Below are 12,024 nucleotides of genomic sequence, written 5' to 3' on the forward strand. Positions count from 1 at the left end.
GCGGATCTCAGTCCCGAGGCGAGAGCGAGTATGCACCGAACCGCGCGGGTGGAGCGCACCACCAAGGAGTCCAGCATCGTCGTCGAGCTGGATCTGGACGGCACCGGCCGCACCGAGATATCCACGGGCGTCCCCTTCTACGACCACATGCTGACCGCGCTGGGCGCGCACGCCAGTTTCGATCTCACCGTGCGCTCGCAGGGCGATATCGAGATCGAGGCGCACCACACCGTCGAGGACACCGCGATCGTGCTCGGGCAGGCGCTCGGGCAGGCGCTGGGCGACAAGAAGGGCATCCGCCGGTTCGGCGACGCGTACATCCCGATGGACGAGACGCTGGCGCATGCGGTGGTGGACGTGTCCGGCCGGCCGTACTGTGTGCACACCGGTGAGCCGGATCACCTGCTGCACACGATCATTCCCGGTTCGGCGACCGCCGGTGCGGCGGGTTCGGCGCCGCGCCCCGGTGCACCGTATTCCACGGTGCTGAATCGTCACGTGTTCGAATCCATCGCGCTCAACGCGCGCATCGCTCTGCACGTGCGGGTGCTGTACGGCCGCGATCAACATCACGTCACCGAGGCCGAATTCAAGGCTGTGGCACGGGCTTTGCGCGCCGCGGTCGAATTGGACGCGCGGGTCAGCGGTGTGCCCTCGACGAAGGGGACGCTGTGACGAGTTCTTCGGGCCGCCGCGCGCCCAGTGTCGTGCTCCTGGACTACGGTTCGGGCAATCTGCATTCGGCCAACCGTGCCCTGATCCGCGCCGGCGCCGAGGTCACCGTCACAGTCGATGCCGAAACCGCCTTGGCCGCAGACGGTTTGGTGGTGCCGGGAGTCGGCGCATTCGCCGCCTGCATGGCCGGACTGCACGCGGTGCGCGGTGAACGGATCATCGGCAAGCGTCTCGCCGGCGGTCGTCCGGTGCTGGGTATCTGCGTCGGAATGCAGATCCTGTTCGAACGCGGCGTGGAATTCGGCGTGGAGACCGAGGGCTGCGGCCAATGGCCCGGCACGGTCGAGCGGTTGGCCGCCCCGGTGCTGCCGCACATGGGCTGGAACACCGTACGCACCCCCGCGGACAGTGTGCTGTTCGCGGGTATGGACGAGCAGACCCGGTTCTACTTCGTGCACTCCTATGCCGCCCAGAAGTGGGCCTGGAACGATGCGGACAGCGCGATTCCCGCCGCGAAGCTCACCTGGGCCGAGCACGGCGGCCCATTCCTGGCCGCGGTCGAGAACGGGCCGCTCAGCGCGACGCAGTTCCATCCGGAGAAATCCGGTGACGCCGGCGCACAACTGCTGCGCAACTGGGTGAACTCGCTGTAATCCCCGGTCCGGTTCGTAGGTTCGCCGACCGACTCCGGTTAGGGTCGGAATCGGTCGGGGACCCATGTGGCGAAAGGGGCTGCTGTGAGTGATCTCGAGAGCGTTTCCGGCATGAGCGTGGTGGCGTCGTGAACATCCTGGCCACGGCACTCGACCTGCCGATGTGGCTGGGCTACATCAACACCGGCTCGGCGGGGATTCCGCTGCTGAGCGGTTCGGCCTCGGGTTCGGCGGCGGCCGGGTCCAGTTAGCGGATCCGGCTCAGCGCGGCGGTACCGGATCGACGCGTTCGGCCAGCCAGTGGCCGTCGACGTTGTCCAGGCTCACGTGCATCACGGTGCGTTCGGGGCGGGGCAGGCCGAGGGTCGCGTCGCTGCGCGTGGTCTGGTCCACCGACACCACGATCTGAGCGTGGGCAGGGTCGGAGGTCTGTGTGCTGCACTCGATCGACAGCACATCGGAGCTGGTGTGCGTCCCGAGCACGCGATTGCGCCGGTCCGTGCTGGAGTTCTGGAACTCGTCGTGGAACGTGCCGGTCGAGTTGTCCAGGACGCGCTGGTTGTATGCGTCGTAATCGGTGAAGGTGTAGGTCGTGAGCTGGCGGCCGAATTCGCAGGCGGCCATCTGCGCCGGATCGGTCGCATCGGCGGCGGCAGGTCCGGCCAGTAGGCCGCCGACGGGAATCACGCCGATACCCGACGCGGCCAGCGCGACCATGCCGATACCCGTTGCCGGGCGCGGCAGGCACCTGTGTCGCAGCGTTTTCCGGGACATGACCGCACCCCTTGTTGCTCGACGATGGTTTGCGGAACCCGTGTCCTCGCCCCCGGCGCACGAGATCCGACCGTTGGTGCGGATCTCGCGCATGCAATGACACGCGCCCATTTCATATTGCCCAATGGACGGCTCGGCAAACCTGATCGCCGGTCCTATTTGCCGCGCGGGCGTGTCGTCCGGTTCGCGGACATCGGCCCGCCGCGTCGAGTGCCCCGCCGTCGCGCGGGGCGTTCCGGTCCGGGCGCGGGGTCCGCTCGGTGCCCCGGGCCTGCGGCGGGTCCGGGCCGGGGCCGGGAGCGGCGGGGTTGCCCAGTAGGCTACTGCCGTGAATCTTGTGCTGCTCCCCGCCGTCGATGTCGCCAATGGTGAGGCCGTTCGCCTGGTCCAAGGGGAGGCGGGCAGTGAAACGAGTTACGGATCGCCGCGCGAGGCCGCGCTGTCCTGGCAGCAGGCCGGGGCCGAATGGGTCCATCTGGTCGATCTGGACGCGGCCTTCGGGCGCGGCTCCAATCGCGATCTGATCGCCCAGGTTGTCGGTGAGCTCGATGTGAAGGTCGAACTGTCCGGCGGCATCCGTGACGACGAATCGCTGAAGGCGGTCCTGGCGACCGGATGCGCCCGGGTGAATCTGGGCACCGCCGCGCTGGAGGATCCGGCATGGGCCGCCCGCGCGATCGGCGAATACGGCGACCGGATCGCCGTCGGCCTGGATGTGCGGCTGACCGAGGGCGAATACCGGCTGCGCGGGCGCGGCTGGGTCAGCGACGGCGGCGATCTGTGGGAGGTACTCGAACGGCTCGAGCGGGACGGGTGCACGCGCTACGTCGTCACCGACGTCACCAAGGACGGCACCCTCACCGGACCGAATCTGGATCTGCTGCGCGAGGTTTGCCAGGCCACCGATGCGCCGGTGATCGCCTCCGGTGGCGTGTCCACCCTGGACGATCTGCGTGCTATCGCCGGCCTGGTCACCGAGGGGGTCGAGGGCGCGATCGTCGGAAAAGCCTTGTACGCCGGGCGATTCACCCTGCCCGAGGCGTTGCACGCGGTGCACGGCGCGAGCGGTCCGGGTTCGGAGGCGGTAACGGAGCGTCACCACGTAGGCCGCACGAGCACGCCCGATGGACACTGAGGTGGTAACCGCTCAACCGGACCGCCAGGCGCTGCTCGCCACCGCGAGCGAGATATTGGATTCGGCCGCACCGCGTTTCGTCCAGGGGCTCGGCGCACCGAGCGCGGTCGAGAAGGGGCGCGGCGATTTCGCCACCGCGCTGGATCTGGAACTCGAGCGGACGCTGTCCGACGCACTGCTCGAGCGCACCGGAATCGGTGTGCACGGTGAGGAATTCGGCGGCCCCTCACTCGAATCGGGTACCGCGTGGGTGCTGGACCCGATCGACGGGACGTTCAATTACTCCGCGGGGCATCCGCTCTCGGGCATCCTGCTGTCGCTGGTGCACGAGGGGACGCCGGTGCTCGGCCTGACCTGGCTGCCGCTACTGGGCCGCCGCTATGCCGCCGCGATCGACGGCCCACTACTGCTGGACGGAAAACCGATGCCCCCCTTGGCATCCGGGACCCTCGCCGAATCGATGATCGGTTTCGGCGCGTTCAACGTGGACTCGCGGGGGCGCATTCCGGGCCGATTCCGCTTCGACCTGCTGGGTGCGCTGAGCCGGTTGTCCGGCCGGGTGCGCATGCACGGCTCCACCGGAATCGATCTGGCCTTCACCGCATCCGGGGTACTGGGCGGCGCCGTCGTATTCGGACATCATCCGTGGGACAACGCCGCCGGGGTCGCACTGGTGCGTGCCGCGGGGGGAGTGGTGACCGACCTGCGCGGCCAGGCGTGGACCCTCACCTCGCGGTCGGTGCTCGCGGCCGCGCCGGGGGTGCACGAGGAATTGCTGGAGATGATCAATACCGCGGTCGACGAGGCCGCCGGGGAGGCGAACCGATGACGCTGGCCGTACGAGTGATTCCGTGCCTGGATGTCGACGCCGGACGCGTCGTGAAGGGCGTGAACTTCGAGAACCTGCGCGACGCGGGCGATCCCGTGGAACTGGCCGCCGCCTATGACGCCCAGGGCGCGGACGAGCTGACCTTCCTGGACGTCACCGCCTCCACCGGCGATCGCGGCACCATGATCGATGTGGTGACCCGCACCGCCGAGCAGATCTTCATCCCGCTCACCGTGGGTGGCGGTGTGCGCACCGTCGACGATGTGGATCGGCTGCTGCGCGCCGGCGCGGACAAGGTGTCGGTGAACACCGCCGCCATCGCCAATCCGGAGATCCTGCGGCAGATGTCCGAGCGGTTCGGCTCGCAGTGCATCGTGCTGTCGGTGGATGCCCGGACGGTGCCCGAAGGCACCGAACCCACCCCCTCGGGCTGGGAGGTCACCACGCACGGGGGTAAGCGCGGCACCGGGATCGACGCGGTCGAGTGGGCCGTGCGCGGCGCCGAACTGGGTGTCGGGGAGATCCTGCTGAATTCGATGGACGCCGACGGCACCAAGGCGGGTTTCGATCTGCGGATGCTGCGGGCGGTGCGTGCCGCGGTCTCGGTTCCGGTCATCGCCAGCGGCGGTGCGGGCAAGGTGGCGGATTTCGCGCCTGCGGTGCGGGCCGGCGCCGATGCGGTATTGGCCGCGAGCGTATTCCACTTCGGCGATCTCACCATCGGACAGGTCAAGGACGCCATGCGCGGCGAGGGCATCACCGTCCGCTAGCGTGGTGAGTGTGAGTCTGGATCCCGCCATCGCCGCCCGCCTCAAACGCAACGAGGCCGGACTGGTCGCCGCCGTCGCGCAGGAGCGGGGCAGTGGCGATGTGCTGATGCTGGCGTGGATGGACGACGAGGCCCTGGCCCGCACTCTTGCGACCCGCAAGGCCACCTACTATTCGCGCTCGCGTCAGCAGTACTGGGTCAAGGGCGAGACCTCCGGGCACACCCAGTACGTACACGAGGTGCGTCTGGACTGCGATGGTGACACCGTGCTGCTGATCGTCGATCAGGAGGGCGCGGCCTGCCACACCGGTACGCACACCTGCTGGGACTCGGACGTCCTGCTCAGCGATCAGAGCTGAGCCGGTCCCAGGCTCGTCCGGGCGAAGCGAGTCTCACTCCGGGGCGGGTTCGCTGTGCTCGACCGCCGACGGGCGTCCGTTGGTTCGCCCGAGCCCGCGGGTGAGCCCCTTCTCTAGTTGCGCGACCATGGCCTCGCCGAGTTCCGCGAGCTGTTCGGTCTGCTGCTCGTCGAGTCCGTCCAGGACCAGTCCGCGTACGGCCTCCAGATAGCCGGGGGTGGCCTGCTGCACCTTCAGATATCCGGTTTCGGTGAGTACCGCGTCCGCGCCCCGACGACCCGTGGAAGTCTCCCGCTCGGCCCAGCCGAGCCGCTCCAATTTGGTCACCACATGGGACAGGCGAGATAGCGAGGCGTTTGCCCGTGAGGCCAGTTCGCTGAGCTGAAGTCGGCGTTCGGGTTCGGCGGCCAGTAGCTCGAGGACGAAGTACTCGAAGTGGGTGACGCCCGATTCGCGCTGCATCTGCGTATCCATGGCGGCGGGCAGCCGGGTTGTGAGCGCGACCAGAATTCGCCACGCTCGCTGTTCGGTGGGGTTCAGCCACTTCGTCACTTCGAGCCTTTCTTGCAGCCAAGTGACGTGATCTGGTTAGCGAAACTGGTTGGTCTTGAACGGTCAATCCACGGTCACCTGCAGACTCGTAGTTTGCCATGATTTCGCTCGATGGTCACGAGTGTTGTGAATGACGTGACATCTCTCACCCGTTGCGCTCCACGTCGGCGGGCTGGGCCGGGGGTGGCGGTGAGCTGGGAGTCTTGCGATGCCGCCCGGCGCGGCGCGTGCGCCAGCGCCCGCGCATCCGCAGGAACAACGCGAGAAGGAACAGGATCGCGGCGACGATGGCGCCGATCAATGTAGCGCCTCGAAAACCCGGCGCCTGGACGTCCAGCACGCGCTCCCCGGCATGGGCCGCGCCGCTGCCGCCCCAGACGATGGTGAGCGTCATCAGATTGGGCAGTGCCACCACGAGTGCCAGCACGGCCGCACATCCGGCCATGAACCGCCCGCCCTTGCGCCGCCAGACCGCGACGGCGGCCATCAGCAGGAACAGCGGGATCGCCGTACAGAAGAAGCCCAGCCCCAGCCCGGACCAGATGCCCTTGGCGAAACTGCCGTGCCCGGACATGCTCGCGATGCGCTGCGCCCACCAGCGCGGAATGAATGAGGCCAGAATGAAATAGGCCGCGACCAGCGCCACGATCACGGCGGCAATGCCGATGATCCGATTTCGCCACGTGTTGGTGCTGGATGATTGCTCCGCACTTTGCGAGGTCATATGACCAGCGTAGGTGGAATTTGCCGAAGTACCGGGCGCGGCACACGCCCGGTACGAAAAGCCGGTCAGACTCCGAGCAGCGTGGCCACTTCCGGATTCTTGATCTGCATGACGTCCAGGATGCCGTGCGCCTTCAGGAACGGCCTGAGTTCCTTGATGCGATCGGCGTGCTCGGCGTATTCGTCCGGGAATTTGCGACGGTCCAGGCTCTCCAGAGCCTTGGCGTAGGTGACGAAGGAAGCCAGGGCGTCGGACCGGGTACCGCCGGTCTGCGGGCTGCGCGGCATCGTCCGAGGCGCCTGGCCGGGCATTGCGCCCAGCGGCTGCGACGGGTACCGGGGGGCCTCCGGTGCGATCGGTTGCGAGGGGTACATCGGTCTACGAACTCCGCTCTGTCTCGTGTGCCCTGCCGCGCAGCGCTGATCAGGCTCGCGCATCGCGCAGGGCATGAAATATCCGCTTGGTCTAGCTGCTGGTGGAACGGGGCCGGGAGCCTCTCGGCATCGATCGCCGATCGGCCCGGTCCGGTAGAGCATTTCCTGGAACTCGGTGCTGCCCAGGGTTCGACTGCGTCCGATGGCCCGCCCGGAAGAGCTCGGCGAGCGGACTTCGTGGGGTGCGGGTTCGGCGCATCCGCCGCCGATGACCTCGTTCGGCCGCGAACGGCGTTCGTAAGGGTAACGCCCGGGACGCCCGCGTAGGGTGCGAACCGGGCAGTCCGCACATGGGCCGCGGGAATCTCGGTTGCCCGTCCCTGAAATGATGGACGGTATGCACGGCGCAACCGATCGTCCGGGGACATCGACCACCACCACCCGCGAACACTTCCGTGCGCTCGCGGCCGAGCACCGTGTGGTACCGGTGACTCGAAAGGTGCTGGCGGACTCGGAGACTCCGCTCTCGGCCTACCGCAAGCTGGCCGGCGACCGGGCGGGCACCTTCCTGCTCGAGTCCGCCGAGAACGGGAGATCATGGTCGCGATGGTCCTTCATCGGCGCCGGCAGTCCGGCCGCGCTGACGGTCGTGGACGGCGAGGCGGCGTGGTACGGCGCGACCCCCGCCGACGCCCCGTCCGGCGGTGATCCGCTGCGCGCCCTGCGGGACACGCTCGAGCTGCTGCGCACCGAACGGTTCCCGGATCTGCCGCCGCTGACCGGCGGGTTGGTCGGCTACCTCGGCTATGACATCGTGCGCCGGCTGGAGCGGCTGCCCTCGCTGGCTACCGACGATCTGCACGTTCCGGAGATGGTGATGTTGCTGGCCACCGACCTGGCGGCCTTCGACCACCACGAGGGCGCGATCACCCTGATCGCCAACGCGGTCAACTGGAACGGCACCGACGAGCGCGTCGACGAGGCGTACGACGACGCGGTCGCCCGGCTGGACCGGATGACCGTCGCCCTGGCCGAACCGGCCGAATCCACGGTCTCGGTGTTCGACCGTCCGGAACCGGAGTTCCGGCGTCAGCGCAGCAGCGCGGAACATCATGCCGGCGTGCGGCGGCTGGTCAAGGAGATCGAGGCCGGCGAGGCGTTCCAGGTGGTGCTCTCGCAGCGGTTCGAGATGGACTACGACGGCAAACCGCTGGATCTGTACCGGATGCTGCGGGCATCGAATCCGAGCCCGTATATGTATCTGATGCACGTTCCGGACGCTTCGGGTGAGACCGCGTTCACGATCGTGGGGTCGAGCCCGGAAGCGCTGGTGACCGTCAAGGACGGTGTCGCGACCACCCACCCGATCGCGGGCACCCGGTGGCGCGGGGCCACCACCGAGGAGGATCTGCTGCTCGAGAAGGATCTGCTGGCCGACGAGAAGGAGAATGCGGAGCATCTCATGCTCGTCGACCTCGGTCGCAACGATCTGGGCCGGGTGTGCCGCCCCGGGACGGTCCGCGTCACCGATTATCGCCACGTCGAGCGGTACAGCCACGTGATGCATCTGGTCTCCACCGTCTCCGCGCAGCTGGCCGAGGGCCGTATCGCCCTGGACGCGGTGCAGGCGTGTTTCCCGGCGGGCACGCTGTCCGGTGCGCCCAAGGTGCGGGCGATGGAGTTGATCGAGGAGTTGGAGCCGACGCGTCGCGGGGTGTACGCCGGCGTGGTGGGATATCTCGACTTCGCCGGTGACGCCGATACCGCGATCGCCATCCGCACCGCGGTGCTCAAGGACGGCATCGCCTATGTGCAGGCAGGCGGTGGCATCGTCGCCGACTCCGAACCCGAATACGAGGACACCGAGTCCCGCAACAAGGCGATGGCGGTGCTCAAGGCCGTCGCGGCCGCCCGCACGGTCCGCGCCTTCGCCCCGGAACAGGGCACGGCGAGCTGAGATGAGTTCCGCGGAATCCGAACCGGCCCAGTCGAATTCGGCCCCCGAAAACTCCGCGTCGGCGTCCGGCGCGGACGCCGATGCGGCGCAGGCGCGGTCCGACGCCCAGCAGGCGCGAGCGGAGGCGGCCGAGGCGCGAGCGGACTCCGCGCAGGCCCGTGCGGACGGCGTGCGCTCCGGGGCCGGCGAGACCCGCGTCGAGCCGGCCCCGTCCGGCGCCGAGCGCGCCGACCGTTCGGCTGACGACGCTCCCTGGCAGCCGCAGGCACCCGGGCGGCGGAAGAATCCGATCGGGCCGGTGGTGTTGCTGGTGTCGGCGGCGGCGGCGCTGTGGGCCGCGTCGCGGATGACGTGGGTGACGATCGTGTCCTCCGACGGGCTCACCGATCCGGCCACCCATCGGCTCGACGGCGGCGTGTGGTTCGGCGCGCTGACCCCGGTGGCGCTCGTGTTGCTGGCCGGTGTGGCGGCCGTCTTCGCGACCCGCGGTTGGCTGCGGCGACTGGTCGGGGTCGTGGTCGCCCTGCTGGCCGCGGTGGCCGCGGTGCCCGGTTTCGCCTTGCTGACCCAGCACGGGAGAACGGCCGAACGCGCCGCCACGCTGGCTCAGCTACCGGCCCGCGCGCACGTCGATCACGTCACCACCGCGGCATTTCCCGCGGCGCTGAGCCTGATCGGTGCGGTGCTGGCCTTCGCCGCTGGGGTGCTGCTCGCGCGGATGCCTGAGGCCACGGCGAAGATGTCCGGCAAGTACGACAATCCGGTGTTCCGGCGAGCGGCCGCGGCCGAGCAGGTCGCCCGGCAGCGCGGCGTCGGCGCGGACTCCGCGTCCGCAACTTCCGGGTACACCTCGGCCGGGGCGACGGAAACCGGCTCCGCACAAGCGGATTCCGCCTCGAACGAGCCCTTGTCCGAACGTGTGCTGTGGGACGCGCTGGACGCCGGCGCGGACCCCACCGACGACGGGGCCGAACGTGACCGGTGAGTCATATCCGCCCAGGTGCGACGCGGAACACCCCGCCGTCGGCGTCGCGAACATAGCCATTTACTCTTTATCAAGTTCGGTGAGAGACAACGGCCTGGGGGGATTCTCAGGCATCAACTCCGTCTCCCCAGAAAGGATTCGAGCCAGATGACGGTACTCGACTCGATTCTCGACGGGGTCCGCGCGGATGTGGCCGCACGGGAAGCCCACCTGGATTTCCAGGCCGTCAAGAAGGCCGCCGCGGCGGCCCCGTCCCCGCGCAACGCGCTCGCCGCGTTGCATCAGGACGGTGTCGGAGTGATCGCCGAGGTGAAGCGGTCCAGCCCCTCCAGAGGTGATCTGGCCGCCATCCCGGACCCCGCCAGCCTGGCCAAGTCGTACGAGGACGGTGGTGCGCGGATCATCAGCGTGCTCACCGAGGGCCGCCGGTTCAACGGCTCCCTGGACGACCTCGACGCGGTCCGCGCGGTCGTCGACCTGCCCATCCTGCGTAAGGATTTCGTCGTCGGCCCTTATCAGATCCATGAGGCGCGCGCGCACGGCGCGGATGTGATCCTGCTGATCGTGGCCGCCCTGGAACAGGACGTGCTCTCCTCGCTCATCGATCGCACCGAATCGCTGGGGATGACCGCGCTGGTCGAGGTGCACACCGAGGAGGAGGCCGACCGCGCGCTCGAGGCGGGAGCCTCGGTGATCGGTGTGAACGCCCGCAATCTCAAGACGCTCGAGGTGGATCGCGACGTATTCGCGCGGATCGCGCCCGGTCTGCCCACCGAGGTGATCCGCATCGCGGAGTCCGGTGTCAACGGTACCGCCGATCTGCTGGCCTACGCCGGTGCGGGCGCGGATGCCGTCCTGGTCGGCGAGAGCCTGGTGACCAGCGGTGATCCGCGTGCGGCCGTATCCGAACTGGCGACCGCCGGAACCCACCCGTCGTGCCCGCGCCCGCTGCGCCGGGGTGCGGCGCGATGAGCCGGACCCAGGAACCGCTGTTGCCCCAGGCCAGCGAGGGCGTGGCGCAGCGCAGCCACGAACCCGATGCGAGCGGGCATTTCGGGGTCTACGGCGGGCGGCACGTACCAGAGGCGCTGATGGCCGTGATCGAGGAGGTCACCGCCCAGTACGACAAGTGCCGTATCGATCCGGATTTCCTCGGTGAGTTGGACCGGTTGCAGCGCGACTACGCCGGACGTCCCTCGCCACTGTTCGAATGTGTGCGCCTGGCCGAATTCGCCGGGGGAGCGCGCATTTTCCTCAAGCGCGAGGATCTGAACCACACCGGCTCGCACAAGATCAACAATGTGCTGGGCCAAGCCCTGCTGGCCCAGCGGATGGGCAAGACCCGCGTCATCGCCGAAACCGGCGCGGGTCAGCACGGCGTCGCCGCCGCGACCGCCTGCGCCCTGCTGGGGCTGGACTGCGTCATCTACATGGGCGCGGTGGACACCGCACGCCAGGCGCTCAACGTCGCCCGGATGCGGCTGCTCGGCGCGAAGGTCGTCTCGGTGACCACCGGTTCGCAAACTCTCAAGGACGCCATCAACGAGGCGCTGCGCGACTGGGTCACCAACGCGGACGAGACCTACTACGCGTTCGGTACCGCCGCCGGTCCGCACCCGTTCCCGCTGCTGGTGCGCGATTTCCAGCGCGTGGTCGGACTCGAGGCGCGGGCACAGATCCAGGCGCAGGCCGGGCGTCTGCCCGACGCTGTCGCGGCCTGCGTGGGTGGCGGATCCAATGCGATCGGCATCTTCCACCCCTTCATCGACGATGCGGGCGTACGCCTGATCGGTTACGAGGCCGCCGGTGACGGTGTCGAAACCGGAAGGCACGCGGCCACATTCACCGGCGGCACGCCGGGCGCGTTCCAGGGCGCGTACTCGTATCTGCTGCAGGACGAGGACGGGCAGACGATCGAGTCGCACTCGATCTCCGCCGGGCTGGACTATCCGGGTGTCGGCCCGGAGCACGCCTACCTCAAGGACATCGGCCGCGCCGAGTACCGCCCCATCACCGATACCGAGGCGATGGACGCGCTGCTGCTGTTGTCCCGCCGAGAGGGCATCATCCCGGCCGTCGAATCCGCGCACGCCGTGGCGGGCGCGCTGACCCTGGGCCGCGAACTGGGCGAGGGCGCGGTCATCCTGGTGAACCTGTCCGGTCGCGGCGACAAGGATATGGATACCGCAGCGAAATGGTTCGGACTGTTCGACGAGGACGCGCGGTGAGTGCAAGTGC

General features: G+C 68.7%; 14 protein-coding genes and 1 pseudogene. 11 read left to right on the forward strand and 4 right to left on the reverse strand.

Features of this window, described 5'->3' with window-relative positions; all coding sequences use genetic code 11:
* Positions 1 to 30: 30 nt before the first annotated feature.
* From hisB to NV1_RS46380, 3 genes are all read left to right on the forward strand, one after another.
* The gene (gene hisB, locus NV1_RS17160; protein ID WP_067892430.1) at positions 31 to 675 is read left to right on the forward strand and encodes an imidazoleglycerol-phosphate dehydratase HisB; all 645 of its coding nucleotides are present in this window, start codon (positions 31 to 33) and stop codon (positions 673 to 675) included.
* Positions 672 to 1,328, forward strand: coding sequence for an imidazole glycerol phosphate synthase subunit HisH (gene hisH, locus NV1_RS17165; protein WP_067892388.1), 657 nt, complete (start codon positions 672 to 674; stop codon positions 1,326 to 1,328). The genes hisB and hisH overlap by 4 nt, the downstream gene beginning before the upstream one ends.
* 128 nt (positions 1,329 to 1,456) lie before the next feature.
* Positions 1,457 to 1,579 carry a hypothetical protein gene (locus NV1_RS46380; RefSeq protein WP_281181837.1) on the forward strand — a complete coding sequence of 41 codons (123 nt, stop codon included), beginning with the start codon at positions 1,457 to 1,459 and terminating at the stop codon, positions 1,577 to 1,579.
* Positions 1,580 to 1,589: 10 nt separating this feature from the next.
* On the opposite strand, the gene NV1_RS17170 is transcribed toward NV1_RS46380, so the two are convergent.
* The gene (locus tag NV1_RS17170; protein ID WP_157117064.1) at positions 1,590 to 2,102 is read right to left on the reverse strand and encodes a hypothetical protein; all 513 of its coding nucleotides are present in this window, start codon (positions 2,100 to 2,102) and stop codon (positions 1,590 to 1,592) included.
* 328 nt (positions 2,103 to 2,430) lie between these two features.
* Here NV1_RS17170 and priA point away from each other — a divergent pair.
* From priA to hisI, 4 genes and pseudogenes are all read left to right on the forward strand, one after another.
* Positions 2,431 to 3,156, forward strand: a pseudogene (priA, locus tag NV1_RS17175) (bifunctional 1-(5-phosphoribosyl)-5-((5-phosphoribosylamino)methylideneamino)imidazole-4-carboxamide isomerase/phosphoribosylanthranilate isomerase PriA); the annotation flags it as partial.
* A 70-nt stretch (positions 3,157 to 3,226) separates the two neighbouring features.
* The gene (locus NV1_RS17180; RefSeq protein ID WP_067892392.1) at positions 3,227 to 4,066 is read left to right on the forward strand and encodes an inositol monophosphatase family protein; all 840 of its coding nucleotides are present in this window, start codon (positions 3,227 to 3,229) and stop codon (positions 4,064 to 4,066) included.
* Positions 4,063 to 4,836 (forward strand): imidazole glycerol phosphate synthase subunit HisF, encoded by a 774-nt coding sequence (hisF, locus tag NV1_RS17185; protein ID WP_067892395.1) that lies wholly within the window; start codon positions 4,063 to 4,065, stop codon positions 4,834 to 4,836. The genes NV1_RS17180 and hisF overlap by 4 nt, the downstream gene beginning before the upstream one ends.
* Before the next feature lie 10 nt (positions 4,837 to 4,846).
* Positions 4,847 to 5,194 (forward strand): phosphoribosyl-AMP cyclohydrolase, encoded by a 348-nt coding sequence (hisI, locus tag NV1_RS17190; RefSeq protein ID WP_067892432.1) that lies wholly within the window; start codon positions 4,847 to 4,849, stop codon positions 5,192 to 5,194.
* 33 nt (positions 5,195 to 5,227) lie between these two features.
* Here the strand turns inward: hisI and NV1_RS17195 are convergent, their stop codons facing one another.
* The 3 genes from NV1_RS17195 to NV1_RS17205 all read right to left on the reverse strand — a co-directional run bounded on the left by NV1_RS17195 (position 5,228) and on the right by NV1_RS17205 (position 6,757).
* A complete protein-coding gene (locus NV1_RS17195; protein WP_245713764.1) occupies positions 5,228 to 5,746 on the reverse strand; it encodes a MarR family winged helix-turn-helix transcriptional regulator in 519 nt (172 codons plus the stop codon).
* Between the two features lie 145 nt (positions 5,747 to 5,891).
* Complete coding sequence (locus NV1_RS17200; protein WP_067892399.1) at positions 5,892 to 6,470, reverse strand: permease; 579 nt, start codon at positions 6,468 to 6,470, stop codon at positions 5,892 to 5,894.
* 65 nt (positions 6,471 to 6,535) lie between these two features.
* Entirely contained in the window at positions 6,536 to 6,757 is a 222-nt protein-coding gene (locus NV1_RS17205; protein WP_245713765.1) for a hypothetical protein, read from the reverse strand.
* Positions 6,758 to 7,229: 472 nt separating this feature from the next.
* Here NV1_RS17205 and NV1_RS17210 point away from each other — a divergent pair, with 472 nt between their 5' ends.
* From NV1_RS17210 to trpB, 4 genes are all read left to right on the forward strand, one after another.
* Positions 7,230 to 8,801 (forward strand): anthranilate synthase component I, encoded by a 1,572-nt coding sequence (locus NV1_RS17210; protein ID WP_373864621.1) that lies wholly within the window; start codon positions 7,230 to 7,232, stop codon positions 8,799 to 8,801.
* A gap of 1 nt (position 8,802) precedes the next feature.
* A complete protein-coding gene (locus tag NV1_RS17215) occupies positions 8,803 to 9,786 on the forward strand; it encodes a Trp biosynthesis-associated membrane protein (RefSeq protein WP_084525473.1) in 984 nt (327 codons plus the stop codon).
* 147 nt (positions 9,787 to 9,933) lie between these two features.
* Entirely contained in the window at positions 9,934 to 10,758 is an 825-nt protein-coding gene (trpC, locus tag NV1_RS17220) for an indole-3-glycerol phosphate synthase TrpC (RefSeq protein WP_067892403.1), read from the forward strand.
* Positions 10,755 to 12,014 carry a tryptophan synthase subunit beta gene (gene trpB / locus NV1_RS17225; RefSeq protein ID WP_067892438.1) on the forward strand — a complete coding sequence of 420 codons (1,260 nt, stop codon included), beginning with the start codon at positions 10,755 to 10,757 and terminating at the stop codon, positions 12,012 to 12,014. Before trpC ends, trpB begins: the two co-directional genes overlap by 4 nt.
* Positions 12,015 to 12,024: the final 10 nt, after the last annotated feature.

Source organism: Nocardia vaccinii NBRC 15922 (genome assembly GCF_001613305.1).
Lineage (GTDB): Bacteria > Actinomycetota > Actinomycetes > Mycobacteriales > Mycobacteriaceae > Nocardia > Nocardia vaccinii.